At 72.1% G+C, this 26,190-nt stretch carries 29 protein-coding genes; 19 read left to right on the top strand and 10 right to left on the bottom strand.

What is annotated here, in order from left to right; translation table 11 throughout:
* From ACZ63F_RS00690 to ACZ63F_RS00715, 6 genes are all read left to right on the top strand, one after another.
* Positions 1 to 312 (top strand): urease subunit beta, encoded by a 312-nt coding sequence (locus ACZ63F_RS00690; protein ID WP_469707396.1) that lies wholly within the window; start codon positions 1 to 3, stop codon positions 310 to 312.
* The gene (locus ACZ63F_RS00695; protein WP_469707398.1) at positions 305 to 2,026 is read left to right on the top strand and encodes an urease subunit alpha; all 1,722 of its coding nucleotides are present in this window, start codon (positions 305 to 307) and stop codon (positions 2,024 to 2,026) included. The genes ACZ63F_RS00690 and ACZ63F_RS00695 overlap by 8 nt, the downstream gene beginning before the upstream one ends.
* Before the next feature lie 15 nt (positions 2,027 to 2,041).
* Positions 2,042 to 2,719, top strand: coding sequence for an urease accessory protein UreF (locus ACZ63F_RS00700; protein WP_469707400.1), 678 nt, complete (start codon positions 2,042 to 2,044; stop codon positions 2,717 to 2,719).
* Positions 2,720 to 2,934: 215 nt separating this feature from the next.
* Positions 2,935 to 3,615: an urease accessory protein UreG gene (gene ureG, locus ACZ63F_RS00705; RefSeq protein WP_469707402.1), complete on the top strand. Its 681-nt coding sequence runs from the start codon at positions 2,935 to 2,937 to the stop codon at positions 3,613 to 3,615.
* On the top strand, positions 3,612 to 4,373 hold the full coding sequence (locus ACZ63F_RS00710; RefSeq protein ID WP_469707404.1) for an urease accessory protein UreD: 762 nt from the start codon (positions 3,612 to 3,614) through the stop codon (positions 4,371 to 4,373). The genes ureG and ACZ63F_RS00710 overlap by 4 nt, the downstream gene beginning before the upstream one ends.
* Positions 4,374 to 4,502: 129 nt before the next feature.
* Positions 4,503 to 6,107 (top strand): alpha/beta hydrolase, encoded by a 1,605-nt coding sequence (locus ACZ63F_RS00715; protein ID WP_469707405.1) that lies wholly within the window; start codon positions 4,503 to 4,505, stop codon positions 6,105 to 6,107.
* 73 nt (positions 6,108 to 6,180) lie between these two features.
* On the opposite strand, the gene ACZ63F_RS00720 is transcribed toward ACZ63F_RS00715, so the two are convergent.
* A complete protein-coding gene (locus ACZ63F_RS00720) occupies positions 6,181 to 6,906 on the bottom strand; it encodes a lysophospholipid acyltransferase family protein (protein ID WP_469707407.1) in 726 nt (241 codons plus the stop codon).
* 301 nt (positions 6,907 to 7,207) lie between these two features.
* Positions 7,208 to 7,768: a response regulator transcription factor gene (locus ACZ63F_RS00725; protein ID WP_469707408.1), complete on the bottom strand. Its 561-nt coding sequence runs from the start codon at positions 7,766 to 7,768 to the stop codon at positions 7,208 to 7,210.
* Positions 7,769 to 7,871: 103 nt separating this feature from the next.
* Between ACZ63F_RS00725 and ACZ63F_RS00730 the strand changes: the two genes are divergently transcribed.
* Complete coding sequence (locus tag ACZ63F_RS00730; protein ID WP_469707409.1) at positions 7,872 to 8,423, top strand: sensor histidine kinase; 552 nt, start codon at positions 7,872 to 7,874, stop codon at positions 8,421 to 8,423.
* A 56-nt stretch (positions 8,424 to 8,479) separates the two neighbouring features.
* On the opposite strand, the gene ACZ63F_RS00735 is transcribed toward ACZ63F_RS00730, so the two are convergent.
* The 3 genes from ACZ63F_RS00735 to ACZ63F_RS00745 form a co-directional block, all read right to left on the bottom strand.
* The gene (locus ACZ63F_RS00735; protein WP_469707411.1) at positions 8,480 to 9,574 is read right to left on the bottom strand and encodes an ABC transporter substrate-binding protein; all 1,095 of its coding nucleotides are present in this window, start codon (positions 9,572 to 9,574) and stop codon (positions 8,480 to 8,482) included.
* A gap of 71 nt (positions 9,575 to 9,645) precedes the next feature.
* Positions 9,646 to 10,527: an ABC transporter permease gene (locus tag ACZ63F_RS00740; RefSeq protein ID WP_469707412.1), complete on the bottom strand. Its 882-nt coding sequence runs from the start codon at positions 10,525 to 10,527 to the stop codon at positions 9,646 to 9,648.
* A complete protein-coding gene (locus ACZ63F_RS00745) occupies positions 10,524 to 11,384 on the bottom strand; it encodes an ABC transporter ATP-binding protein (protein WP_469707413.1) in 861 nt (286 codons plus the stop codon). The genes ACZ63F_RS00740 and ACZ63F_RS00745 overlap by 4 nt, the downstream gene beginning before the upstream one ends.
* Before the next feature lie 258 nt (positions 11,385 to 11,642).
* Between ACZ63F_RS00745 and ACZ63F_RS00750 the strand changes: the two genes are divergently transcribed.
* On the top strand, positions 11,643 to 13,337 hold the full coding sequence (locus tag ACZ63F_RS00750; protein WP_469707415.1) for an ATP-binding protein: 1,695 nt from the start codon (positions 11,643 to 11,645) through the stop codon (positions 13,335 to 13,337).
* Positions 13,334 to 14,023, top strand: coding sequence for a response regulator (locus tag ACZ63F_RS00755; protein ID WP_469707417.1), 690 nt, complete (start codon positions 13,334 to 13,336; stop codon positions 14,021 to 14,023). Before ACZ63F_RS00750 ends, ACZ63F_RS00755 begins: the two co-directional genes overlap by 4 nt.
* An 85-nt stretch (positions 14,024 to 14,108) precedes the next feature.
* Here the strand turns inward: ACZ63F_RS00755 and ACZ63F_RS00760 are convergent, their stop codons facing one another.
* Complete coding sequence (locus ACZ63F_RS00760) at positions 14,109 to 15,329, bottom strand: metallophosphoesterase (protein ID WP_469707418.1); 1,221 nt, start codon at positions 15,327 to 15,329, stop codon at positions 14,109 to 14,111.
* Between the two features lie 278 nt (positions 15,330 to 15,607).
* Between ACZ63F_RS00760 and ACZ63F_RS00765 the strand changes: the two genes are divergently transcribed.
* The 6 genes from ACZ63F_RS00765 (at position 15,608) to ACZ63F_RS00790 (ending at position 18,958) form a co-directional block, all read left to right on the top strand.
* A complete protein-coding gene (locus ACZ63F_RS00765; RefSeq protein ID WP_469707420.1) occupies positions 15,608 to 16,099 on the top strand; it encodes an RNA polymerase sigma factor in 492 nt (163 codons plus the stop codon).
* The gene (locus tag ACZ63F_RS00770) at positions 16,096 to 16,713 is read left to right on the top strand and encodes a methylated-DNA--[protein]-cysteine S-methyltransferase (RefSeq protein WP_469707421.1); all 618 of its coding nucleotides are present in this window, start codon (positions 16,096 to 16,098) and stop codon (positions 16,711 to 16,713) included. Before ACZ63F_RS00765 ends, ACZ63F_RS00770 begins: the two co-directional genes overlap by 4 nt.
* Positions 16,710 to 17,450, top strand: coding sequence for a 2OG-Fe(II) oxygenase (locus ACZ63F_RS00775; RefSeq protein ID WP_469707423.1), 741 nt, complete (start codon positions 16,710 to 16,712; stop codon positions 17,448 to 17,450). The genes ACZ63F_RS00770 and ACZ63F_RS00775 overlap by 4 nt, the downstream gene beginning before the upstream one ends.
* A gap of 109 nt (positions 17,451 to 17,559) precedes the next feature.
* Entirely contained in the window at positions 17,560 to 17,748 is a 189-nt protein-coding gene (locus tag ACZ63F_RS00780; RefSeq protein ID WP_469707426.1) for a hypothetical protein, read from the top strand.
* Positions 17,749 to 17,856: 108 nt separating this feature from the next.
* Positions 17,857 to 18,264, top strand: coding sequence for a DUF6153 family protein (locus ACZ63F_RS00785; protein ID WP_469707428.1), 408 nt, complete (start codon positions 17,857 to 17,859; stop codon positions 18,262 to 18,264).
* An 82-nt stretch (positions 18,265 to 18,346) separates the two neighbouring features.
* Positions 18,347 to 18,958: a DUF305 domain-containing protein gene (locus tag ACZ63F_RS00790; RefSeq protein WP_469707430.1), complete on the top strand. Its 612-nt coding sequence runs from the start codon at positions 18,347 to 18,349 to the stop codon at positions 18,956 to 18,958.
* Between the two features lie 55 nt (positions 18,959 to 19,013).
* Here ACZ63F_RS00790 and rocD read toward each other — a convergent pair whose 3' ends face one another.
* From rocD to ACZ63F_RS00805, 3 genes are all read right to left on the bottom strand, one after another.
* Complete coding sequence (gene rocD / locus ACZ63F_RS00795; protein WP_469707431.1) at positions 19,014 to 20,234, bottom strand: ornithine--oxo-acid transaminase; 1,221 nt, start codon at positions 20,232 to 20,234, stop codon at positions 19,014 to 19,016.
* A 19-nt stretch (positions 20,235 to 20,253) separates the two neighbouring features.
* Positions 20,254 to 21,063 (bottom strand): dimethylargininase, encoded by an 810-nt coding sequence (gene ddaH / locus ACZ63F_RS00800; RefSeq protein WP_352365485.1) that lies wholly within the window; start codon positions 21,061 to 21,063, stop codon positions 20,254 to 20,256.
* 145 nt (positions 21,064 to 21,208) lie between these two features.
* The gene (locus ACZ63F_RS00805) at positions 21,209 to 21,694 is read right to left on the bottom strand and encodes an Lrp/AsnC family transcriptional regulator (protein WP_469707433.1); all 486 of its coding nucleotides are present in this window, start codon (positions 21,692 to 21,694) and stop codon (positions 21,209 to 21,211) included.
* 110 nt (positions 21,695 to 21,804) lie between these two features.
* Between ACZ63F_RS00805 and ACZ63F_RS00810 the strand changes: the two genes are divergently transcribed.
* Genes ACZ63F_RS00810 through ACZ63F_RS00825 form a run of 4 tightly spaced genes read left to right on the top strand, consistent with a single transcriptional unit; the run spans position 21,805 to position 25,858 of the window.
* Positions 21,805 to 22,554, top strand: coding sequence for a LytR/AlgR family response regulator transcription factor (locus ACZ63F_RS00810; protein ID WP_469707434.1), 750 nt, complete (start codon positions 21,805 to 21,807; stop codon positions 22,552 to 22,554).
* Between the two features lie 2 nt (positions 22,555 to 22,556).
* The gene (locus ACZ63F_RS00815; protein WP_352365481.1) at positions 22,557 to 22,925 is read left to right on the top strand and encodes a hypothetical protein; all 369 of its coding nucleotides are present in this window, start codon (positions 22,557 to 22,559) and stop codon (positions 22,923 to 22,925) included.
* 42 nt (positions 22,926 to 22,967) lie between these two features.
* Positions 22,968 to 24,680, top strand: a complete 1,713-nt coding sequence (locus tag ACZ63F_RS00820) for a sodium/solute symporter (protein ID WP_469707437.1) — start codon at positions 22,968 to 22,970, stop codon at positions 24,678 to 24,680.
* Positions 24,677 to 25,858, top strand: a complete 1,182-nt coding sequence (locus tag ACZ63F_RS00825; RefSeq protein WP_469707439.1) for a sensor histidine kinase — start codon at positions 24,677 to 24,679, stop codon at positions 25,856 to 25,858. The genes ACZ63F_RS00820 and ACZ63F_RS00825 overlap by 4 nt, the downstream gene beginning before the upstream one ends.
* A 128-nt stretch (positions 25,859 to 25,986) precedes the next feature.
* Here the strand turns inward: ACZ63F_RS00825 and ACZ63F_RS00830 are convergent, their stop codons facing one another.
* Positions 25,987 to 26,166, bottom strand: a complete 180-nt coding sequence (locus ACZ63F_RS00830) for a hypothetical protein (protein WP_469707441.1) — start codon at positions 26,164 to 26,166, stop codon at positions 25,987 to 25,989.
* Between the last annotated feature and the right edge of the window lie 24 nt (positions 26,167 to 26,190).

Genomic DNA, 26,190 nt, shown 5'->3' on the forward strand with positions numbered 1-26,190 from the left:
ATGATTCCCGGAGAGGTGCTCTTCGCCGACGGGCCCGTCGTATTCAATGCGGGCCGTGAGGTCACCCGGCTGACCGTCCTCAACGCCGCCGACCGGCCCGTCCAGGTCGGCTCCCACTACCACTTCGCCGAGGCCAACCCCGGACTGGAGTTCGACCGCGAGGCGGCCCGCGGCAAGCGGCTGAACGTCCCCGCCGGCACCGCCGTCCGCTTCGAGCCCGGCATCCCGGTCGGCGTCGAACTCGTCCCGCTCACCGGCGCCCGGGTGGTCCCCGGGCTGCGCGGCGAGACCGGAGGTGCCCTCGATGCCTGAGATCTCCCGCGCCGCCTACGCCGACCTGTTCGGACCGACCACCGGTGACCGGATCCGGCTCGCCGACACCGACCTGATCGTCGAGATCGAGGAGGACCGTTCCGGCGGCCCCGGACTCGCCGGGGACGAGGCGGTCTTCGGCGGCGGCAAGGTCATCCGCGAATCCATGGGCCAGTCGCGTGCTACGCGCGCAGACGGCACCCCCGACACGATCATCACCGGTGCCGTGATCATCGACCACTGGGGCATCGTCAAGGCCGACATCGGCATCCGCGACGGCCGGATCACCGGCATCGGCAAGGCCGGCAACCCCGACACCATGGACGGCGTCCACCCCGACCTGGTGATCGGCCCCGAGACCGAGGTCATCGCCGGCAACGGGCGCATCCTCACCGCGGGCGGTGTCGACGCGCACGTCCACTTCATCTGCCCGCAGATCGCCGACGAGGCGCTGGCGGCCGGGATCACGACGCTGGTGGGCGGCGGCACCGGGCCCGCCGAGGGCTCGAAGGCGACCACCGTCACCCCCGGCCCGTGGCACCTCGCCCGGATGCTGGAGGCGATGGAGCAGTACCCGCTCAACATCGGCTTCCTCGGCAAGGGCAACACCGTCTCGCACGAGGCGATGCTCTCCCAGATCCGCGGCGGGGCACTCGGGCTGAAGCTGCACGAGGACTGGGGGTCGACCCCGGCCGTCATCGACGCGGCCCTCAGCGTCGCCGACCGGACCGGCATCCAGGTCGCCATCCACACCGACACCCTGAACGAGGCGGGCTTCGTGGCGGACACCCTCGCCGCGATCGGCGGGCGGGGCATCCACGCGTACCACACCGAGGGCGCGGGTGGCGGGCACGCCCCGGACATCATGACCGTCGTCTCCGAACCGCACGTGCTGCCGAGTTCGACGAACCCGACCCGGCCGTACACGGTGAACACCGCCGAGGAACACCTCGACATGCTGATGGTGTGCCACCACCTCAACCCGGCGGTGCCGGAGGACCTGGCCTTCGCCGAGTCGCGGATCCGGCCGTCGACCATCGGCGCCGAGGACATACTCCACGACCTCGGCGCGATCTCGATCATCTCCTCCGACGCACAGGCCATGGGGCGGGTCGGCGAGGTGATCCTGCGGACCTGGCAGACCGCGCACGTGATGAAGCGGCGGCGGGGCGCGCTGCCGGGGGACGGGCGGGCCGACAACCACCGCGTACGGCGCTACGTCGCCAAGTACACGATCAACCCCGCGCTCGCGCAGGGGCTGGCTCGCGAGATCGGCTCGGTCGAGACCGGGAAGCTCGCCGACCTCGTGCTCTGGGAGCCCGCGTTCTTCGGGGTCAAGCCGCAGGTCGTCCTCAAGGGCGGCCAGATCGCCTACGCGCAGATGGGCGACGCCAACGCGTCGATCCCGACGCCCCAGCCGATCCTGCCGCGCCCGATGTACGGGGCGATCGGGCGGGCGCCGGCCGCCAACTCCTTCAACTTCGTCGCCCCGTTGGCGATCGAGGACGGCCTGCCGGAACGGCTGCAGCTCGGGAAGCGGTTCGTCGCCATCGAGTCGACCCGCGGGGTGACCAAGGCGGACATGCGGGAGAACGACGCGCGCCCGCACGTCCGGGTCGACCCCGACAGCTTCGCCGTGCACATCGACGGGGAGCTGGTCGAGGCGACACCGGCCGCCGAACTGCCCATGGCCCAGCGTTACTTCCTCTTCTGAGAGCGGGTGGGTGCGGTGTCCCGTGCAGCGTTGCTGGTGCTGGCCGACGGCCGTTTCCCCGCCGGAGGGCATGCGCACTCCGGCGGGGCGGAGGCGGCCGTCAAGGCAGGCCGGATCACCGGGGCCGCGAGCCTGGAGGAGTACTGCCGGGGGCGGCTGCACACGGCGGGGCTGGTGGCGGGTGCGGTCGCCGCGGCTGCGGTACTGGGCGCGGACGTACGGGAGCTGGACGCCGCGGCCGACGCGCGGACGCCGTCGGCCGCGCTGCGGGGCGCTGCGCGCAGGCTCGGGCGGCAGCTGCTGCGGGCCGCGCGGGTGGCCTGGCCGTGCGCCGAACTCGACGCCCTGGGCCGGGAGTTCCCCAAGGGGGCGCATCAGCCGGTGGTGTTGGGGGTGGTGGCCAGGGCGGCCGGGCTCTCGGCTCAGGACGCGGCGTACTGCGCGGCGTACGAGTGTGTGAGCGGGCCGGCGACGGCGGTGGTGCGGTTGCTGGGGCTGGATCCGTTCGAGGCGACGGGGGTGCTGGCGCGGCTGGCGGGGGAGGTGGACCGGGTGGTCGACCGGGGGGTGGAGGCGGCGCGGGGGGTGGTCGGCGGGGCTGGGGTCGAGGCGTTGCCTGCGGCTTCGGCGCCGTTGATGGAGATCGGGGCGGAGTGGCATGCGGGGTGGGCGGTGCGGTTGTTCGCGTCGTAGGGGGTTTTCTCGCCCCCGCCGCCCCTACCCGTCCCGTCCTCCAGGGGGTGGGCCCCCTTCGACCGCCCGGTTCGGGGGCTGCCGCCCCCGGACCCCCGCATCGGCCTCCGGCCTCGTCCTCAAACGCCGGACGGGCTGGAGGAGGGGGCGGGCCTGTAGTTGTCCGCGAGGGGTGGGCGGGCTGAAACGCAAAGCTTGTTGAAAAGGAGCCGAACATGCATCTCGACCACGATCACCAGCACGGCCCGGCTGCGATCAGTGCCGACGCCCGGCGGCTCGACGGGTCCCGCCGTGCCCTCCGTATCGGGCTCGGTGGGCCCGTCGGGTCCGGGAAGACCGCCACCGTGGCCGCGCTGTGCCGGGCGCTGCGGGACGAGTTGTCGCTCGCCGTCGTCACCAATGACATCTACACCCGCGAGGACGCCGAGTTCCTGCTCCGGGAGGCGGTGCTGCCGCCGGAGCGGATCGCCGCCGTCGAGACGGGGGCGTGCCCGCACACCGCGATCCGGGACGACATCTCGGCCAATCTGGAAGCCGTGGAGGACCTGGAGGACGAGGTCGGGCCGCTGGACCTCATCCTCGTCGAGTCGGGCGGGGACAATCTCACCGCCACCTTCTCCAAGGGGCTCGTGGACGCGCAGATCTTCGTGATCGACGTGGCGGGCGGGGACGACATCCCGCGGAAGGGCGGGCCGGGTGTGACCACCGCCGATCTGCTCGTCGTCAACAAGACGGACCTGGCGCCCTACGTCGGGTCGGACCTGGCGCGGATGGCCGCCGACGCCAAGGCGCAGCGCGCCGAACTGCCCGTCGTCTTCCAGTCGTTGCGCAGCGAGGCCGGCGTCGCGGAGGTGGCCGCGTGGGTGCGGGAGCGGCTCGTGGCGTGGGCCGTATGACGGCGACGGGCGTACGCGCCGTCGCTCGGATCGTCGCACGGGACGACGGGCGGGGCGGTACCTCGCTCCCGGTGCTGGAGGGCGAGGGGCCGCTCGCGCTGCGCCGTACCCGGGGAAGCGGGGCCGAGGCCCGGGTGATGGTCGTCGGGGCGATGAGCGGGCCGCTCGGCGGGGACCGGTTCGGGATCGAGGCCCGGGTCGAGGAAGGGGCCCGGCTGTCCGTCGGGTCGGCCGCCGCGACCATCGCCCTGCCGGGGCAGGGGAAGGAGGAGGCGCGGTACGACGTGCGCCTCGATGTCGCCGACGGCGGTGAACTGCGCTGGCTGCCCGAGCAGTTGATCTCGGCCAGGGGGAGCGAGCTGTGCGTGACGACCCGCGTCGAGGTCGGCGCGCGCGGGCGGCTCGTGCTGCGTGAGGAGCAGGTCCTCGGGCGGGTGGGGGAGGAGCCGGGTCGGCTCGGCAGCCGGCTCACCGTGCGGGTGGCCGGGAGGGCCGTGCTGGATCAGGAGCTGGCCTGCGGGCCCGGGGCGCCGGGCGGCTGGGACGGGCCCGCCGTGCTGGCGGGACAGCGCGCGGTCGGGCAACTCGTCGTCGTACGACCGGAGTTCGCGGAGCACCCGGTGGCGGCGCGGATGCTGGGGGAGGATGCCGCGCTCACTCCGCTCGCCGGGCCCGCGGTGTTGGTGAGTGCGGTGGCCGCCGATGCGCTGCGGCTGCGCCGGGTCCTGGACGCGGCGTTGGCCGAGTTGGGCGGTTGATCGCTCAGCGGGACCTCGGAGTCCGGTTATCGGATTGGTAAAGACGGCTGTTGGGCCCTGTTCTCAGGGACCTCACAGCCGGAAGGATCTCCCCTGACCATTCGCCATGAGGTACGGGGAGGGGCCCACTTGAGGGACAACTTCAGATCGAGGAGCCGGACGCTGGCGCTCGGTTCGGCCGGAGCGCTCGTCACGGCCGGCCTGATCGCCGGTGCCCTCGCGGCACCCGCCGCCGGCGCCGAGGCCCGGCACGGCGGCCAGGACCGCGCGCAGCAGGGCGCGGCGATCGCCGCCGCACGGGCCAACAAGGCCGAGATCGCCTGGGCCGACTGCCCGGCCGACTGGGCCCTGACCAAGCCCGTCCAGTGCGGCTGGGTCAGCGTGCCGCTCGACTACACCAAGCCCTACGGCAAGCAGATCAGGCTCGCCGTCGACCGAATAGGCAGCACGGGAACGACGGCGGAGCGCCAGGGCGCGCTCGTCTACAACCCCGGCGGCCCCGGCGGCTCGGGCATGCGCTTCCCGCTCCGGGTCACCAGCAAGAACCCCCTGTGGGTCAACGCCTCGAAGGCGTACGACTTCGTGGGCTTCGACCCGCGCGGCGTCGGCCACTCGGCGCCCATCTCCTGCCAGGACCCGCAGGAGTTCGTGAAGGCCCCCAAGGCCGACCCGGTGCCGGACACCGAGGCCGACAAGACCGCGCAGCGGAGGCTCGCCGAGCAGTACGCGGACGGCTGCGCCGAGCGCACCGGCCGCGCGATGCTCCAGCAGATGACCACCGCGAACACCGCCCGCGACCTCGACGTCATCAGGGCCGCGCTCGGCGAGAAGAAGCTCAACTACCTCGGTGTCTCCTACGGCACCTACCTCGGCGCGGTGTACGGGACGCTGTTCCCGGGCCACGTGCGCCGGATGATCGTCGACAGCGTCGTCAACCCGTCGCGGAAGAACATCTGGTACCAGGCCAACCTGGACCAGGACGTCGCCTTCGAGGGCCGCTGGAAGGACTGGGAGGACTGGGTCGCCGCGCACGACTCCGCCTTCCACCTGGGGACCACGCGGGACGCCGTGCAGGCCAAGTGGCTCCAGCTGCGCGCCACCGCCAAGGCGAACCCGATCGGCGGGGTCGTCGGACCGGCCGAGCTGATCGGCTTCTTCCAGAGCGCGCCGTACTACGACTCCTCGTGGGTCCCGGTCGCCACGGTGTTCAGCAAGTACTTCGCCGGCGACACCCAGGCCCTGGTCGACGCGGCCGGCCCGGACCTGACCGACACGGCAGGCAACATCACGTCGGAGAACGGCAACGCCGTCTACACCGCCGTCGAGTGCACCGACGCCAAGTGGCCCACCGGCTGGCACAAGTGGGACCGCGACAACACCGAGCTCAACCAGCAGTACCCGTTCATGACCTGGGCCAACGCATGGCTCAACCTGCCGTGTGCCACCTGGCCGGTCAAGCAGCAGACGCCGGTGGAGGTCAGGACCCACAAGGGCCTGCCGCCGGTGCTGATCGTGCAGTCCACGCGTGACGCCGCCACCCCGTACGCCGGCGCCGTCGAACTGCACAAGCGCTTCCAGGGCTCCCGTCTCATCACCGAGCAGGGCGCCGGCTCGCACGGCGTGACCGGCCTGGTCAACCCGTGCATCAACAGCCGCGTCGACACCTACCTGCTCACCGGCACGCTGGACGGCGCGGACGTCACCTGCACCCCGCACGCCACCCCGCAGCCGTAACCACCGCTCCCCGCACGACGACGAGGGGCGGCCGGAACACCTCCGGCCGCCCCTCACCGCTGCGTCCACCGCCTCAACTCAGCGGCGCCCGCGGGAACCTGCGCTCCTTCTCGCCCTTCGCCGCCGCCTGGCCGGCCTTGACGACGGCCGCGTACTCGTCGACGTACTCCTGCTCGGACAGGGACAGGATGGCGTACATGATCTCGTCGGTGATGGCCCGCAGGACGGCCTTCTCGTGCTCCATCCCGGCGTACCGGGAGAACTCCATGGGCTTGCCGAAGCGGATCACGACGGGGTGGACGTTCGGGACGACCTTGCCGGGCGGCTGCGCCTCGAAGGTGCCGATCATCGCGCAGGGGATCACCGGGACACCGGCCCGCAGCGCCATCACGGCCACCCCGACCTTGCCCTTGTACAGGCGCCCGTCGTGCGAGCGCGTGCCCTCCGGGTAGATGCCGAGCAACTCGCCCTTGCCCAGCACCCCCAGCCCCTCCCGGATCGCGGCCTGGCCGGCCTCCTTGCCGGAGCGGTCCACCGGGATCTGCCCGGCGCTGCGGAAGAAGAAGGCGGTCAGCCGGCCCCGCACCCCCGGCCCCGTGAAGTACTCGGCCTTGGCGAGGAAGGTGATGCGCCGCTTGAGGACGGCCGGCATCAGGAAGTGGTCGGAGAAGGAGAGGTGGTTGCCGGCGATGATCGCCGGTCCGGTCGCCGGCACATGTTCCAGGCCCTCGATCCGCGGCCGGAACACCACTCTCAACAGCGGCCCCAGCAGTACGTACTTGAGCAGGTAGTAGAACACGGCTCGCCCCTCAGTTCGCCGGCTCCCCTGTGAGCCGGTGTTGTCCCAGTTCATCAGTGCTTTCACAGCGTTCGGCTCATGTGCGCCCGTGGTCGTCCGTCGCCGTGTTTCGCCGTCCCTGAGCTGACCCTTGGCCGACCGGGGCGGATGCTGTTGAGATTTTCTGGATCTTTGATTCAGTGTCCCAGCGATACGAGGCCGGGTCACTACAAGCGGATACGCGGATACCCTGACGCACTCCTCGTCTGTGGGTGATCTTCGCCGTACCGGGGCGCCATGGGCGCGTTCTCAGTCCGGCGGATCAGGTTGCTGTTCCAGCCGGTATCCGTGCCCCCGCAACGTGGTGATCCGGGGAAGACGGACCGGCCGCCCGCCCGTCCGCGCCGCCTCGGTGAGTCTGCGGCGCAGGCTGGCCAGCGTCACACTCCTTGGCCCGCAGCGGGACGTCGGCGCCGAGCAGTGCGCAGCGACGGGCCGTCACGTCGACGACCAGATCGCCCAGCCGTACCGGCTCCCGGGCTGGCGCGGCTACCACCTGCCGTCTGAGGTGCGCCCGCAGCCGGGCCAGCAGCACGGTCAGGCTGAACGGCTTGACCAGGTAGTCGTCGGCCCCCGCGTCCAGCCCGGCGATGATGTCGATGTCGTCGGTCCGTGCGGTCAGCACGACGATCAGCAGGTCCGGGAGGCGGGCGCGCAGCTGCCGAGCGACGTCCAGGCCGTCCATGTCGGGCAGCCCCAGGTCCAGGAGCAGTACCTCGTACGGTGCCCGCCCGGCCTCCGCCAGTGCGCCCGCTCCGGTACGGCACCACGTCGGGGCGTAGTCGTGGCCACGCAGGCCGGTCTCCAGGACTTCTCCCGCCACTGCCGGGCCGTGACCGAGGGCGACCTGACGGCACGGGCCGCCCCGAGCAGCGTCGCCGAGATCGACGGGGCTCGCCCAGGACGACGACGCCCGGCTGCGGCCCGTGCTGACCGAGGCGCTGGCCACCACCGAGCGCCTGCGCCACACGGTGGAGGAGGCGCTGCGCCTGTCCCGCTCCCGGGAGACGGCCCGCCCCACTGCCGGGACGATCGCCGTGCGGCATGTGCTGCGGGAGACGGAGGAACGGTGGCACGGCCTCTTCGCCCAGGACGGCAGACGCCTGGAGTGCACCGGCCAGGACGCACCGGCCGGCGTCCGCGTTCCCGGCGGGCCCGTGTCGGAAGTGCTCGGGATCCTGCTGGACAACTCCCGGGCGCACGGGCGCGGCACGGTCCGCGTGGCGGTGCGGGACCTGCACCACGCCCTCGCCTTCGACGTGAGCGGCGAGGGCGCCGTGACGGGCGAGCCGTCCCGGCTCTTCGACCGCGGCCGCACCGGGGACGGGCACGGAACGGGCATCGGCCTGGCCCTCGCGCGTGACCTGGCCGTCTCGCTCGGAGGCAGGCTCTCCCTGTCCAGCAGACACCCGGCCACGTTCACCCTGCTCCTTCCTGTCGGACAGGACGAGACACACGGGGCGGCGACAAGCGGGTGAGCATGCCGCGGGGCCGCCCTGGTGGATGTCACCTGGGCGGCCCCGTCCGGTGGGGATCAGCCGGTCGGTCCTGCCGGCGTCGTGGTGGTCTTGAAGCCCTCCGTCTTGTTGGCCTGGACGGCGAAGTCGTTGGTGAACGTCTTGCTGAGGTCCACCGAGCCCTTCACGTTGCCGACGAGCTGCTCCGTGGCCAGGGAGGTCTTCGGACCGCCGGCCGGCATGATGCCGTCCGGGAGGAACTGGCCCTTGTCCTCGGTCAGGGCGGTGATGTAGTCGGCCTTGGTCACCAGCTGGTTCGACACGAACGACGCCGGCAGCTTGTTCGCGATGTCGGCCGCGCTGTGCGCGTTGATCCAGTGCATGGTGGCGACCAGCGCGTCGACGACCTTCTGCACCGTGTCCTTGTGCGCGTTCACCCAGTCGGTGCGGGCGAGCACGCTGGCCGCCGGGTAGGCGCCGCCCATCGCCGCCGTGGCGCCCTGCGTGGTGGCCAGGTCGATCGCGGAGGTGCCGGCCCCCTTCTTCTGGATCGCGGCGACCGTCGGCTGCGTCGTCATCACACAGTCGACCTTGCCGTTCTGCAGCGCGGCGATGGCGGTTGAGCCCGCACCGACGCCGATGCGGTGGAACTGACTCGTCTTGACGCCCTTCTTGGCGGCCAGGAACTGGGTGAGCGTGTCGGTGCCCGAGCCCAGGTCGGTGACGCCGAGGGTCTTGCCCTTGAAGTCGGCGCCCGAGCTGACGCCCGACTTCTTGGTGCACATCTCCCGCTCGCCCGGCGCGCCGGACAGCTGGACGACGTCCTCGACCGCCTTGCCCTTCGCCTGGAACTCGATCGTGTGGTTGTACCAGGCACCCGCCATGTCGACCTGCCCCGAGGCCATGGCCTCCTCGGCGCCGACACCGCCGTCCTGCTCGGTGCTGAGCTGGACGTCGACGCCGTACTTCTTGTAGAAGCCGAGGTTCTGGGCGAGCTGGTAGGGCAGGTAGATCTGCTTGTCTATGCCGCCGACCATGAGCTTGACGGTCGGTGTGCCGCCGGAGCCGCTCGTCGCGGTGGTGCTGCCGGAGTTGCTCGAACAGGCGCTGACAGCGCCGAGAGTGAGAACGGCGAGGAGAGACGCGGCAACGGTGGCGGGTCGTCTGGACATGGCTGGCCACATTCCTTTTCTGAGATCTTCTGAGGTCGAACAGGGAAGAGCGGAGCAGGGGAAGGGAGGAGTCAGAGGGCGTTCGACGCCTCGGAGGGGGCCGGCGGACGCCAGGACAGCAGCCGGCGTTCGAGCTTGCCGATCACCCACTCGGCGCCGAGCACGATGACCGAGATGACGAGCATCGTCGCGAACACCCCGTTGGGATCGAAGTTGTTCTGCGCTGTTTTGATGACCAGGCCCAGGCCGCTCTGCGCGCCGAGCACCTCCCCGACCAGCGCGCCGACGATGGCGAAACCGAAGGCGCTGTGCAGGCTGGCGATGATCCACGTGAGCGCGGAGGGCACGGTGACATGCCGGATGATCTGCAGCTGGGAGGCGCCGAGCACCCTGGCGTTGGCGAGGATGTTGCGGTCGACCTCGCGCACGCCCTGGAAGGCGTTGAAGAACACGATGAAGAACACCAGCACCGCGGCGAGCAGGATCTTGGGCAGTACGCCGATGCCGAACGCGACGATGAAGATCGAGCCGAGGACGATCCGCGGGATCGCGTTGACCATCTTGATGTAGGGGCCGAGGACGTCGGCGAGGAAGCGGCTCTGGCCGAGCGCGACGCCGAACACCACACCGGCGACGGCCCCGACGGCGAAGCCGACGAGTGCCTCCTGGATCGTCGTCCAGATGTTCGCGTAGAAGGACCCGAACTCGGTGCCGTGCCGAAAGAGGTCGACCAATCGACTGGCGATGCCGGAGGGCTGCCCGAAGAAGAACGGGTCGACGATCCCCCAGGTGGTGAACGCCTGCCAGCCGCCGACGACGAGGACGGCGAGGCCGATGCGGCCCGCCCACACCAGGGCGACGCGGCGCCGACGGGCGCGTCTGGCGGCAGTCGCGGCCGAGAGCTGTGCGCCGTCCCTGAGGGGAGCGGGGGAAACCGCGGACGTCGTGCTCATGCCGTACCTCCTGCGGTGCGTGCGTAGGCGCGCTCCACCTCCTCGCGCAGCGAGTCCCAGATCTGGTGCTGAAGTTCGATGAAGCGGGGCTGGAAGCGGATCTCCTGGACCGAGCCGCGCGGGCGCGGCAGGTCGATGTCGAAGACCGCCTTGACCGACCCGGGGCTGGACGTCATGACGACGACCCGGTCGGCGAGCGCCACGGCCTCGTCGAGGTCGTGGGTGATGAAGATGACCGACGGGCGGATCTGCTCCCACAGGCCGAGCAGTTCCGTGGACATGATCGCCTTGGTCTGCACGTCCAGGGCGCCGAACGGCTCGTCCATGATCAGGATCCGGGGTTCGTTGATCAGCGCCGCGGCCATCGCCACGCGCTTGCGCATGCCGCCGGAGAGCTGGTGCGGATAGCGGTCCTCGAACCCCGCGAGGCCCACCCGCCGCAGCCAGTCGCGTGCCGAGGCCTGGGCCTGCTGCTTGGGTACTTTGCGGAAGACGGGGCCCATCAGGACATTGCCGAGCACGGTCTTCCAGGGCAGCAGCGCGTCGGCCTGGAACATGAAGCTGACGCCGTCGGTGACGCCGTCCACCTCACGGCCGCCGACTTTGACCGAGCCCTCGCTGGGCCGGTCGAGCCCGGAGACCATGCCCAGCGTCGTGGACTTCCCACAGCCGGTCGGGCCCACCACCGCGCAGAACTGGCCGGGCTCCACGGTGAACGAGACGTCCTGCAGCGCCGTGAACACCTCACCGGCGGGAGTCAGAAATCGTTTGGTGAGCCCGGAGATCTCGACTCGCGCGCTGTCCGGGCCGGCCTTCCCGGCCACCGGACTCACCGCGGCGTCGTGTCGCGAAGCCATCTGAGTTTGTCTCCTTCCTGACCTCGGGGGTCGAACCTCGGGGGTCGAGGAAGGCAGACGCTAGAGGCCGCCCGGTGTTACGTCGCTGTTTCCTCCGTATCCCGCGTAAGCCGTGTTAGCCGGACTTCTGCTCGTTCTGCTCAGCGATCCGGGGGTGGGCAGCAGGCCGAGGCGGGGGGCACAATCACGCCACCACGGGTACGGCGAAGAGGCCGCGCCCGGCAGCCGTACGACAGGCGAGAAACACGAGGGACACTGGTGAAACCGATCCGTATCCCGGTCGGACGTGGCGGGAAGGGGCGGCTCTCCGCGCGGATTCTGGCCAACCAGCTGGCCATACTGGCGCTGACCGGGCTGATCGGTTTCGTGCTGTTCGCCTTCGCACAGCGGGGTGAGATCGACCGCGCCTACGAGCAGCGGGCGCTGGACATCGCACAGACCACGGCCGCCGAACCGCAGATCCGGCAGGCCATGGAGTACGGGGGCGGCGGCGACGTGGTGCAGACCGTGGCCCAGCGGATCCGCAGGGCGTCGGGCGCGTCGTACGTGGTCGTGCTCGACCTGCACGGCATCCGCCACTCCCATCGCGACCCGGCACTGGTCGGCGAGCCTACGGGTGATCCCATCGTGGTGCTGGACGGCAGGCCGCACGTCGGCACCGACCAGGGCGCGACCGGGCGGTCCGCCAACGGCAAGGCTCCGCTGTACGGGCCCTCCGGCAAGCTGGTCGGCGAGGTGTCCGCCGGCATTCCCGAGCGGTACGTGCTGGGCGAGCTGTGGCGCGAGCTGCCGACCTTCGGCCTGTACAGTGCCACCGCGGTGGCGCTCGGCTCGGCGGCCGCGTTCCTGCTGGCCGGGCGGCTCAAGCGGACGACGTTCGGACTGGAGCTGGAGGAGATCGCCGGGTTGCTGCAGGACCGCGAAGCGATGCTGCACGGCATCCGGGAGGGAGTCGTCGCCTTCGATCCGGACGGCAGGATCACGGTCGTCAACGACGAGGCCCGCGACCTGCTCGGCCTCGGCACCGCGCTCGGCAGCACGCTGGCGGAGGTGCTGCCGGACGGGCGGCTGCGCCGCGCTCTGGACGGCACTTTGACCGGCAGCGACATCAGCGTGCTCACCGACGACCACTGCCTGGTCGTCAACCGGATGCCGGTGGCCCTGCACGGCCGTGAGCTGGGCGCCGTGGTCACCGTGCGCGACCGCACCGAGCTCATCGGGCTGCTGCGCGAGCTGGACTCGGTGCGCGGGCTCACCGACGCGTTGCGCGCCCAGCAGCACGAGTTCACCAACCGGATGCACACGGTGGCCGGCCTGCTCGACATCGGCGACCACGACGCCGCCTACGAGTTCGCCGTCGAGACGGCCGGCGCCGAGCAGGCGCTGACCGAGTCCGTACGGGAACGGATCGGCAACCCGCTGCTCGTGGGACTGATCGTCGCCAAGACCACGGTGGCCGCGGAACGCGGAGTGCGGATCGTCCTCAGCGACGACTCCGCCCTGGGCGAGGACCCGCCGCATCTGCACCGGCTGCTGACCATCGTCGGCAACCTGCTGGACAACGCGATCGACGCGTCGACGAACGGACCGGCGCGGCCGGGCGGCTGTGAGGTGCGGTTGTCGCTGATCGAGGCCGTCGACGTGGTGCGGGTGGAGGTGGCCGACACCGGGCCGGGCATTCCGCCGGGCGCCACCGAGTCGATCTTCGAGGACGGCTGGTCGACCCGTCCGGACCGGGGCACCGCCCGGCGCGGCCTGGGACTCGCCCTCGTCCACCGGCTGGTGCAGCGGCACGACGGCACGATCACGGTCAGCGAGGGGCCGGGCGCGGTCTTCACCGTGACGCTGCCCGTGACCGACACCGCCCCCGCCCCGCAGGGCGCTCTGTTCACCACGGCTCTGCCGGTACCGGTCGGCGCGGCGGAAGGCATCGCGGGAGGTGACCGCTGGTGATCCGGACCCTGGTGGTGGACGACGACTTCCGGGTCAGCCGCATCCACTGCGACTACGCGTCCCGCGTCAAGGGCTTCGAGGTGGTCGGCCAGGCGGCGACCGTGGACGCGGCGCTGGACGCGGTTAACGACCTCCACCCCGACCTGCTGCTGCTCGACATCTTCCTGCCCGACGGCAGCGGACTCGACGTCCTGCGCCGCCTGAGCGGAGACGAGGGCGGCGACCGGCCCGACGCCATCATGATCACCGCCGACCGGGACATCACCTCGGTGCGGACCGCGATGAAACTGGGCGCCGTCGGCTACCTGGTCAAACCCTTCGGCGCGCCCGACCTCGCCGAACGGCTCACCGCCTACCGCGAGCTCCAGCACCGGATGGACGCCCTCGGCACCGTCCCGGAGACCGACCAGGCCGACGTGGACGCCCTGTTCAGCGCCGCCCGTCCGCCTGCCGTGCCCCGCGTCCCCGCCAAGGGCCACTCCGCACCGACCCTCGCCCTGTTGCACCAGACCCTGCGCACCACCCACGACGCCCTGTCGGCCGCGGAGGCAGCCGAACGCACCGGCGTCTCCCGTGCCACGGCCCAGCGCTATCTCTCCTACCTGGTCAAGGAAGGCATGGTCCGGCTCGAACTGCGCTACGGAGCCACCGGACGCCCCGAGCACCGTTACCGCGCCGCGCACTGAGCAGGATCCGGGCAGGGCGGCGGGAACGAGCGCCGGGGTGTCCTGGCCGGTGCGCGGGCGACGAGTCGAGACGCAGGCCGCCCGGCTAAGCCGACGTGGGCGGCTGCGGGGAGCGGAGGACGAGCAGGGTGATCTCGCTGGGCGCGAAGACGCGGAACGGCGGCCCCCAGAAGCCGGTGCCGCGGCTGGTGTACAGAAGAGTGCGGGTGCCGTGCCGGCTCAGGCCGGCGAGGGCGGGCTGGTCGAGGCGGACCAGGTGGTGGAAGGGCCAGATCTGGCCGCCGTGGGTGTGGCCGGAGAGCTGGAGGTCGACGCCGGCGGCTGCCGCCCGGCCGACGAACTTGGGCTGGTGCGCCAGGAGGAGGACAGGCAGGTCGGGGTCGGCGCCGTCCAGGGCTCCGGCGAGGTGGGCGCGGTGGCCGGCCAGGCCGGAGGACTCGGCGGTGACGTCGTCCACGCCGGCGACCACGAGGGTGTCGCCGCCGCGTTCGAGCAGCAGGTGGCGGTTGCGCAGCGGCTCCCAGCCCAGCTCGTCCATCAGGTCGACCCAGCCCTGGGCCTCGCTGTAGTACTCGTGGTTGCCGGTGACGTAGACCCGGGCCGTGGTGGCCCGCACGGTACCGAGGGGGGTGGCCTGGGCGCGGCGGCGTTCGGCCGTGCCGTCCGCGATGTCGCCGGTGTGGCAGACCACGTCGGCCTCCAGGGTGTTCACCGTCTCGCACACCCGTGCCGACCAGCGCGCGCTGTCGTGCGGGCCGTAGTGCGTGTCGGTGATGAGGGCGACGCGCAGGCCGTCCAGCCCGGCACCCAGGCGGGGGAGTTGCACGTCGAGGCGGCGCACGCGCGGCACGCGGCGGGCTTCGGCGTGTCCCCAGGCGAGGAGTACGGCGGTCGTGCCGAGGACGGCCCAGGTGACGATGCGGGCCCGGTCCTGGCTCCCGTCGACGCCGGCCACCGTCAGGGCGAGCCGCAAGGGGACGCCGAGCACGAGGGACCAGGTGAACAGGACCCAGCTGGTGCCCAGCAGGGTGTCGCCGGCTATCGCCGCCCGGTCCTGCTGGCGCCGGCCGTGGCCGCGCACCATCGCGAGCGGCATGCCGACGAGGCCGAGGGCGAACAGCGCGGTGCCGGCCGACGTGACGGTCAGCGGCCAGTGCTGGCCGGTGTACAGGAGCAGCCAGCAGGGCACGGCCCACAGCAGGACGGGGGCGATCAGGGGGAGGAAGCGCGTCAGGCGGAGCAGCCTGCTCTGCCGTGGGGCCGGCGCTTCGCTGTCGGCGGGTCGGGTGCTGCTGGTGTCGGTCACGCTTGCCCTCTCTGCCCAGGCTGCCGTCCCGCGCACTGTATCCGGTCGTCCGTGGGGCGTCTCCGCCCCGTGATCGCGGTCCGCTGCGGAGGCGCCGCCGCGATCCGCGACGGCACCGACGCACATCTCACGTTCTGCGGGCGGCGCACGTCTACCCGTCAGGAGAAGGGAGACGCGGATGAGCGCGCGACGACTGGACAGCAAACGGTCGTCCTGACGGGAAAGCAACTGGGAAACAAGCGTTTGGGCACCATGGGCACGTCTTCACTGGGATGGACATGAAACAACCGTTCGAGAATGTGGTCGCGCGGCACGGTACGACCGTGCTGCGCGTCTGCCGGGTCGTCCTCGGCCCGCACGACGCGGACGACGCCTGGTCGGAGACCTTCCTCTCCGCCATGCGCGCCTATCCCGACCTGCCCGGGACGGCGAATGTGGAGGCCTGGCTCGTGACGATCGCGCACCGCAAGGCGATCGACGTGCTGCGGGCCGCGCAACGGAACCCCCTGCCCGTCGACGAGGTGCCGGAGAGGCCGACCGGGCGGGGCGTCCCGGACGCCGGGGACAGCGACCTGTGGGCCGCGGTGAAGGATCTCCCGCACAAACAACGCCAGGCCGTCGCCTACCGCTACGTGGCGGGCCTGGCGTACGCCGAGATCGCGGAGATCCTCGGCGGCTCCGCCGACGCGGCCCGCCGGGCCGCCGCGGACGGGCTCAGGAACCTCAGGAAGACATATCCGGGCGCGATCACGAAAGGAGCATCATCATGAACGGCATTCGCCACGACGACGACATGACCGCCCTGCTGTCGACGCCCGTGGACGCCGACACGCTCGCCCGGCTCCACGGCCGGCTTGAGGAGGCGGCCGAGCGAGCCGGTCTCGTGGACGTCGCCTACACCACCGTCGACTCACCCGTCGGCAGGCTGCTGCTCGCCGCCACCCCCCAGGGGCTGGTCCGCGTGGCGTACGCCGGCGAGGACCACGACCGGGTGCTGGAGGTCCTCGGGCAGAAGCTCAGCCCGCGCATCCTGCGTGCCCCGCACCGGCTGGACGCGGCGGCCCGCGAGATCGACGAGTACTTCGCCCGGCGCCGCCAGGTCTTCGACCTGACGCTGGACCTGTCCCTGTCCCGCGGGTTCCGGCGCCTGGTGCAGACACGTCTGCCCGAGATCGGCTACGGCCAGACCCGCAGCTATCGGGAGATGGCCGAGCTGGTCGGCAACCCCAGGGCCGTCCGGGCGGTGGGCACCGCCTGTGCCACCAACCCGCTGCCGATCGTCGTCCCGTGCCACCGTGTGCTGCGTACCGACGGCACGCCCGGCGGATACGTCGGCGGACTCGAGGCCAAGACCACGTTGCTGAACCTGGAGGCCGCGGCATGACCACCGCGAAGACGCCCGGGGCGGAGACGGACCCGTGGGCCGGCCGTGTCGAGTCCGGCGACTGGGACGCGATCACCGCCGAGGTCGACGAGTACGGCGGTGCGCTGCTGCCGCAGCTGCTGACCCCCGAGGAGACCGTCGGGATCAGGGAGCTGTACGGACAGGACGCCCTGTTCCGCAGCACCGTCGACATGGGCCGGCACCGCTTCGGCGAGGGCCGGTACCGGTACTTCGAAACGCCGTACCCGGAACCGGTCGAGCGGCTCAAGCAGGCGCTGTACCCGCGGCTGCTGCCCATCGCCCGCGACTGGTGGACCAGGCTCGGCCGTCCCGCACCATGGCCGGACTCGCTCGACGAGTGGCTCCGGATGTGCCACGACGCCGGCCAGACGAAGTCCACGGCGATCCTGCTCCGCTACGGCGAGAAGGACTGGAACGCCCTGCACCGCGACCTGTACGGCGACCTCGTGTTCCCGCTGCAGGTCGTGATCAACCTGAACGAGCCCGGGGTGGATCACACGGGCGGCGAGTTCCTGCTGCTGGAACAGCGCCCGCGCGCCCAGTCCCGGGGCACCGCCACGCTGCTGCCGCACGGCCACGGATACGTGTTCACCACCCGTGACCGGCCCGTCGCGTCAGCCCGCGGATGGTCCGCCGCGCCGGTCCGGCACGGCGTGTCCGCCATCCGGTCCGGCGAACGCCACACCCTCGCCCTCGTCTTCCACGACGCCGCGTGAGCGGCGTACGAGCGAGGCGACGGGGACGTACCTCCTGCCGGAGGCCGACGGCCGTCCCTACCGGTCCACGGTCGAGGGGCGGTGGGGCGGCCACCACACCCATGCCTCGGTGGTCCTGGGTGTCCGCGCCGGCGTCTTCGACCGCCCCGACGCCGCCCGGATCACCGCGCGCCTCGGCGCCGCCCTCACGGACGCGGTCGTGCGCGTCGCCGGCAACGACCTCCGGGCCGGCACCATGGTCGAACTCGTGGCGTCGCCGCCGGACCGGACCTTCGTCGGGGGCGTCCTCGCCGTGTGAACCCTTTTCCGGGCATCGTCACGACCGGCCCTTTCGAAGGGCGTCGACGGGGTCGTCCGGGGCGTGCCCGGGGCGGCCGGTTCTCAGGGTGTGCATAGGATGGGCCCGATGCGCCCCACCGAGCAGCCCGCCCCCCGACCGCCGCACCGGCGTCGGCGTGCCCTGCTCGTGCTGGCGCTGCTGGCCGGACTGTTCGGCATGCACGCGCTGGCGCCCGGCGGCCTCATGGGCATGGGAGGCGGCCACGAGCGGACGGTTCCCCGTCCCGCGGTCGTGGTCACCGCGTACGACGGCTGCTCCGGCGGTGACGGTCACTGCGGCGGCGACCGCGCGCACCATGCCGACGCGACCTGCGCCTCCGGCGCGGTGAGCGGGGGACCGGCGCTGCCCGCGCCGGTCCCGGACCCGGTCCCCCTCCCCACGGCCGCCTGCCTGGCCACCGCCCGCCCGGTCGCGCCGCCGGACGGCGCCCGAGCACCCCCCGACCTGGCCGAACTCCAGCTCCTGCGGATCTAGAGGCACCCGAGCCGGCCGTACGCACACAGCGCAGCGGTCGTGCTCCCGCGTGCCCACTCACACCCACCGCAGGAGATCCAGCATGACCAGCACACGTACCCGTGCCGTCCTCGTCGCGCTCACCGCGACCGCCGCCCTCGCGCTCACCGCGTGCGGCAGCGGCGACGACGGCGCCGGCACCGCGCCCGCGTCCCACTCGGCGGCGGCCGGCGCCACCAACTCCACCGACGCCCACAACGCGCAGGACGTGTCCTTCGCGCAGAGCATGATCCCGCACCACCAGCAGGCCCTGGAGATGGCCGGACTCGCCGTCGACCGCGGCTCCTCCGCCCAGGTGCGCAGCCTCGCCGCCCGGATCGAGAAGGCCCAGGACCCGGAGATCAGGACCATGACCGGCTGGCTGAAGGCCTGGGGCGAGGACGTGCCCATGGCGGGCATGGACCACAGCGGCCACGCCGGCATGGCCGGGATGATGTCCGACAAGGACATGGCCACGCTGAAGCAGGCCAAGGGGACGGACTTCGACACGATGTTCCTGACCATGATGGTCGAGCACCACCGGGGCGCCGTCGAGATGGCCGGCACCGAGAAGGCCAAGGGCGCCTACGGCCCCGCCACGACCATGGCCGACGCCATCGTCACCGCGCAGAACGCCGAGATCAAGGAGATGAACAAGCTCCTCGGCAAGGGCTGACCGGGACCGGGGTGGCCGCGCACACAGCATGGCCACGGGCGCGGCCACCCCGGGCTCAGGCCCCCAGCACCTTCTCCAACGCCCCCAGCGCCGACCGCAGTTCCTGCGCCGTGACGGTCAGCGGCGGGGCCAGCCGGATCGTGGAGCCATGGGTGTCCTTGACCAGGACGCCCTCCCGCATCAGGCGCTCGCCGATCTCCCGCCCGGTGCCGATCGCCGGGTCCACGTCGACGCCCGCCCACAGACCGCGCGAGCGGAAGCCGACCACGCCGTTGCCGACCAGCTCCGTCAGGCCGTCCCGCAGGACCACGCCCAGCTCGGCGGCCCGGCGCTGGAACTCGCCGCTCTCCAGCAGCTCGACGACCGCCGTCCCGACCGCCGCCGCGAGCGGGTTGCCGCCGAACGTCGAGCCGTGCTCGCCCGGGTGCAGGACCCCGAGCACCTCCCGGCGGGCCACCACCGCGGACACCGGCACGATCCCGCCCCCCAGCGCCTTGCCCAGCAGCAGCACGTCCGGCACCACGTCCTCGTGGTCGACGGCGAGGGTACGGCCGGTGCGGCCGAGGCCGGACTGGATCTCGTCGGCGACGAACAGGCAGCCCTTGCGGCGGGTCAGCTCGCGTACCCCGGTCAGATAGCCGTCCTCGGGGATGAGCACCCCGGCCTCGCCCTGGATCGGCTCGATCAGCACCGCGGCCGTGGTCTCGTCGACCGCCGCCTCCAGCGCGGCCAGGTCGTTGTACGGCACGATCCGGAAGCCCGGAGTGAACGGGCCGAAGCCCGCGCGGGCCGTCTCGTCGGTGGAGAAGCTGACGATCGTGGTCGTACGGCCGTGGAAGTTGTCGGCGGCGACGACGATCGTGGCCCGGTCGGCCGGGACGCCCTTCACGTCGTAGGCCCACTTGCGGGCCACCTTGATGCCGGACTCGACCGCTTCGGCCCCGGTGTTCATCGGCAGCACCATGTCCAGACCGGTCAACTCGGCGAGCCGTTCGGCGAATTCGGCCAGCCGGTCGTTGTGGAAGGCGCGCGAGGTGAGGGTGAGGCGGTCCAGCTGGCGGTGCGCGGCCTCGATCAGCGCCGGGTGGCGGTGGCCGAAGTTGAGGGCCGAGTAACCGGCCAGCATGTCGAGGTAGCGGCGCCCCTCGACGTCCTCCACCCAGGCGCCCTCGGCGCGGGCGACGACGACGGGCAGCGGGTGGTAGTTGTGCGCGAGGACCGGGCCCTCCGCCTCGATCAGCTCGGCGGAGGTGCGGGCGCGTGCGGGTGCGGTCATCAGGGGGATCTCCTGGTCCTCAGCGGATTTCCTGGGTGCAGCACTTGATGCCGCCGCCTGCCTTGTGGAACTCCGACAGGTCGACGGGGACGGGCTCGTAGCCCTGGTCGGCGAGCCGGGCGGCGAGCGCCTCGGCCTGCGGCGCGATGAAGACGTGGCGGCCGTCGGAGACCGAGTTCAGGCCCCATGCCAGCGCGTCGTCGCGGGTGGCGAGCACCGCCTGGGGGAACAGCCGGCGGAGCACCTCGCAGCTGCCGGGGGAGAAGGCCTCCGGGTAGTACACGATGTTCTCGTCGTCGAGAACGAACAGCGCGGTGTCCAGGTGGTAGAAGTACGGGTCCACCAGGGTCAGGCTGATCACCGGATGCCCGAAGAACTCCTGGGCCTCCCGGTGCGCCTCGCGGGTGGTGCGGAAACCGGTGCCGGCGAGCAGGTAGCGGCCCGTCCAGACCAGGTCGCCCTCGCCCTCCACCACCGAACCGGGACGGTACACGTCGTAGCCCGCGGTCTTGAACCAGAGGTCGTAGTGGGAGGACTCCGGGCGCCGCTCGGGCGCGTGGAAGAGCGAGCCGAAGACGCGGCCGCCGACGACGACCGCCGAGTTCGCGGCGAACACCATGTCGGGCAGGCCGGGGACCGGCTCCAGCCGGTCGATGCTGTGGCCATGGCTGCGGTAGGCGCTGATCAGCGCGGTCCACTGCTCCTGGGCCAGGTCGACGTCGACCCTGGTGTCGGGGTTCATCCAGGGATTGATCGCGTACTGCACGGCGAAATGTCTGGGTTCGCAGACAAGAAAGCGCCTGAGGCGCGGCACACGGCTTTCGGACACAGAGGGGTTCCTCCGCTTTCCCGCGGTGTCGACTGAGGGTTGACACCAAGGTAGAAAGCGCCGGATACGGGCGACAAGAAATAAATGTTGCGTGTCTGCGCAGGAACACTGCGTCTCCGGTCATACAAACGCAGCATCGGTGCGTTTACTCCGGTACCGGGTGCGTGGCCCCGGCCTCCGGGCTCTCCGGCAGCAGATGCGACAGCACCATCACGCTGATCGTCTTCCGGATGAACGGCTCCACCCGGATCCGCTCCAGCACCTCCTCGAAGTGGTCCACGTCCCGGGCCCGCACGTGCAGCAGCGCGTCCGCGCCGCCGGTCACCGTCATGGCCGCGGTGATCTCCGGATGGTTGCGGACCACCTCCGCCAGCCGCCGGGGCGGGGCCGCGCCCTCGCAGTACACCTCGACGTACGCCTCCGTGCGCCAGCCGAGCGCCGACGGTGTCACCGTGGCCGTGAACCCGGTGATCACACCGGTCTCGCGCAGCCGGTCGACCCGCCGCTTCACGGCCGTCGCGGAGAGCCCGACCGTCGCGCCGATCTCGGCGAAACTGGTCCGCGCGTTCGCCATCAACGCTGTGGTGATCTTCCGGTCGAGGTCGTCGAAGGGGGCGGTGCCGCTGTTCATGCCCGCACTGTAACCAGGGGCAGGACGGTTCGGGAGCACCACGTCGTCCGGCGTGAACGTCCACGTCCGGTACATGTCCAGCGCCGCGTCGTGCCGCCTACACTCCGTTCATGCTGCGCGCCCTCGCCGTCGACGACGAACGCCCCTCGCTGGAGGAGTTGCTGTATCTGCTGAACGCCGATCCGCGCATCGGCAGCGTCGAGGGCGCCGGGGACGCCACCGAGGCGCTGCGCCGCATCACCCGGGCCCTGGAGTCCGGACCGCAGGGCCCCGAGGCCATCGACGTCGTCTTCCTCGACGTCCAGATGCCCGGCCTCGACGGCCTGGACCTGGCCCGGCTGCTCACCGGTTTCGCCCGCCCCCCGCTGGTCGTCTTCGTCACCGCCCACGAGGACTTCGCGGTCAGGGCCTTCGACCTCAAGGCGGTCGACTACGTCCTGAAGCCGGTCCGTAAGGAACGCCTCGCGGAGGCCGTGCGCCGGGCCGCCGAACTGCGCGGCACCGCACCCCGGATACCCGTGCACGAACCCGACCCCGACCACATACCCGTCGAACTCGGCGGCGTGACACGGTTCGTGGCGGTGGACGACATCACGCACGTCGAGGCGCAGGGCGACTACGCCCGCCTGCACACCGAGCGCGGCAGCCACCTGGTCCGCATCCCGCTGTCCACCCTGGAGGACCGCTGGCGCTCCCGCGGCTTCGTCCGCATCCACCGCCGCCACCTCGTCGCCCTCCGCCACGTCGGCGAACTGCGCCTGGACGCGGGCACGGTGAGCGTCCTGGTCGGCGGCGAGGAGCTCCAGGTCAGCCGGCGCCACGCCCGCGAACTGCGGGACCTGCTGATGAGGAGGGCCTGACGGTGCCCGCCGACCCCGCCGAGCGCCGGGTCACCGTCACCGGCCCGCCCCGCCGCAGCCGCCGCACCTCCGGCTACTACCGACCGCGCACCGAGATCGACGAGCAGACCACCCTCGGCCACACCTACGTCCGCTCCCTCATGCGCAGCCAACTGCGCGTCGCCCTCGTCGTGTTCGCCGTCCTCGTCCTGCTCGTCGGCCCGCTCCCGCTGGTCTTCGCCGCCGCTCCCGAGGCCCGCCGCCTGGAGTGGCTGGTGCTCGGCTTCTGCCTCTACGCCCCGCTGATCCTGCTCGCCCGCTGGTACGTGCGCCGCGCCGAACGCAACGAGGAGGACTTCGTCCGCCTCGTCGAGGACCGGTGGGACCGATGAACTCCAGCCGCGACGACCCGAGATGAACTGCGACGAGGCCAGATGAACTCCAGTTACGCCGTCCCGGCGGTCGCCCTCGTGGTCGTCGCGACCGTCCTCGTCGGCGCCTTCGGACTGCGCATCTCCCGGACCACCTCCGACTTCTACGTCGCCTCGCGCACCGTCGGCCCCCGCCTCAACGCGGCCGCGATCAGCGGCGAGTACCTCTCCGCCGCCTCCTTCCTGGGCATCGCGGGACTGGTCCTCGTGCAGGGCCCCGACATGCTCTGGTACCCGGTCGGCTACACCGCCGGCTACCTCGTCCTCCTCCTCTTCGTCGCCGCCCCGCTGCGCCGCTCGGGCGCCTACACCCTCCCCGACTTCGCGGAGGCCCGGCTCGCCTCGCAGACCGTACGGCGGCTGGCCGGGGCGTTCGTCGTCGGCGTGGGCTGGCTCTACCTGCTGCCCCAGCTCCAGGGCGCCGGACTCACGCTGGCGGTCCTCACCGGCGCCCCCGACGCACTCGGCGGACTCATCGTCGCCGTGGTCGTCGTCGCCACGGTGGCGGCCGGCGGCATGCGCAGCATCACCTTCGTACAGGCCTTCCAGTACTGGCTGAAGCTCACCGCCCTGCTCGTCCCCGCCCTCTTCCTCGTCCTCGCCTGGCAGCGCGCCGGCGCCCCCGTCCACGCCTTCGACGAACCGGCCACCTTCCGCGCCCAGCGCGTCGTGGACGTCCAGGACACCCTCTCCCTCCGGCTCGACCGCCCGCTCGAGGTCACCGTCTCCGGCACGGTCGACGGGCGCCCGCTCCGGGACACCCGGGTCACCCTCCCCGAGGGCACCCACCGCATCACCGCCGGCACCCGTCTGACCTTCGCCAAGGGCACCCGCGTGCCGGCCACCGACCGGGGCACCAACGGCGGCATGTCCACCTCGCTCGCCGAGAGCCGCGAGGAACGCCCGCTGTACGCCACGTACGGACTGATCCTCGCCACCTTCCTCGGCACCATGGGCCTGCCGCACGTCGTCGTCCGCTTCTACACCAGCCCGCACGGGGTCGCCGCCCGCCGCACCACGGTCGCCGTCCTGGCCCTGATCGGCCTCTTCTACCTGCTGCCGCCCGTCTACGGTGCCCTCGGCCGCCTCTACACCCCCGAACTCACCCTCACCGGCGAGACGGACGCCGCCGTCCTGCTGCTGCCGGACCGGGTGATCGGCGGCCTCGGCGGCGACCTGCTCGGCGCACTGGTCGCGGGCGGCGCCTTCGCCGCGTTCCTCTCCACCGCCTCCGGCCTCACCATGGCGGTCGCCGGGGTCCTCACCCAGGACGTCCTGCCGTCCCGCGGAGTACGGCACTTCAGACTCGGGACCGTCCTCGCCATGGCCGTACCGCTCGCCGCCAGCGTGCTGGTGGGCGGTCTGCCGGTCGCCGACGCCGTGGGCCTCGCCTTCGCCGTGTCCGCCTCCTCCTTCTGCCCGCTGCTGGTCCTCGGCATCTGGTGGCGCCGGCTCACCCCGCCCGGCGCGGCAGCCGGGATGCTGACCGGCGGCGGCTCGGCGTTCTGCGCGGTGGCCGCGACGATGGCCGACCTGCCCGGCGCGGGCGACCTGCACGCCCTGCTGGCCTGGCCGGCGCTCTGGTCGGTCCCGCTCGGGTTCCTCACCATGATCCTGGTCTCCCTGGCGACCTCGGGCCGGGTGCCGCCCGGCACGGCCGCGATCCTGGCTCGCTTCCACCTGCCGGAAGAGCTGCGCGCGGAGGTCAAGGCGTGACCGGGTTCCTGGCGGGCCTCCTCGTGGCCGTCCTCCCGCTCCTCGCGGCCGGCTTCTGGCTCGGCCGCCGCACCGCCCGCCCGGAGAACCTCGGCGGGCTCGGCACTCCCGTCGAGCACGCCACCTTCGAGACCCTGCACACCGCCTCCCTCGCCGCGCCCCCGCTGCGGGCCGGCCTGACCGAGGAGACCGCCCGCCGCTCGGCCCGCCGACTGCGCACCCTGCTGGGCACCGACGCGCTCTGCCTCACCGACCACGAGAACCTGCTGGTCTGGGACGGCGTCGGCGACCACCACCGGGCCCAGATCATGGAGCGGCTCGCAGGGCCGCTGGAGTCCGGCCGCGGCGAGGCCTTCCCGCTGCACTGCGAGACCCCCGACTGTCCGGTCCGCTGGGCCGTGGTCACCCCGCTCACCGTCGACGACCGCGTGCACGGCACCCTGGTCGCCTGCGCCCCCCGCGAGTCCGCCGTCCTGGTCCGGGCGGCCGGCGAGGTCGCCCGCTGGGTGAGCGTCCAGCTGGAGCTGGCCGACCTGGACCGTTCCCGCACCCGGCTCATCGAGGCCGAGATCCGTGCCCTGCGCGCCCAGATCTCCCCGCACTTCATCTTCAACTCGCTCGCGGTGATCGCCTCGTTCGTCCGCACCGACCCCGAGCGCGCCCGCGAGCTGCTCCTTGAGTTCGCCGACTTCACCCGCTACTCGTTCCGCCGGCACGGCGACTTCACCACCCTCGCCGACGAGCTGCACGCCATCGACCACTACCTGGCGCTGGTCCGGGCCCGCTTCGGCGACCGCCTCACGGTCACCCTCCAGATCGCCCCCGAGGTCCTGCCGGTCACGCTGCCCTTCCTCTGCCTCCAGCCCCTGGTCGAGAACGCCGTCAAGCACGGCCTTGAGGGCAAGACCGGCACCTGCCACATCCAGATCACCGCGCAGGACGAGGGCGCCGAGGCCCTGGTCGTCATCGAGGACGACGGCGCCGGCATGGACCCGGTCCTGCTCCGCAGCATCCTCGCGGGCGAGACGAGTCCCTCCGGGGGGATCGGCCTGTCCAACGTGGACGACCGGCTCCGCCAGGTGTACGGCGACGACCACGGGCTCGTGATCGAGACGGCGCCGGGTGCGGGGATGCGGATCACCGCGCGGTTGCCCAAGTACCAGCCCGGGGTGCACTAGGCGTGCCGCGGCGCCGTCGTCGTCTGCGGCGCTGTGGGGGCTGGTCGCGCAGTTCCTCCCCCAGCCTTCGGCCGGGGGTACCCCCAGCGCCCCTTACGGGGCGGGGCGCTGCAGGCAGGGGCGCTGTGTCAGTTGCTCTGGGTGACGACCATCGCCAGGGTCAGCAGGCCCAGGACCACCCAGCCGAACCAGAGCCAGCCGTTGCTGCCGAGGGCCACCGTGTAGGCCGTCACCACGACCAGGCCGCCGACGGTGAGCACCCCCATCGCCTTGGTGGCACTGTTCGAGCCGTTCGCAGAACCGGGCATCGCGACACCCTCCTCGTGGTCCGA

Source organism: Streptomyces sp. NPDC104761, assembly GCF_055583445.1.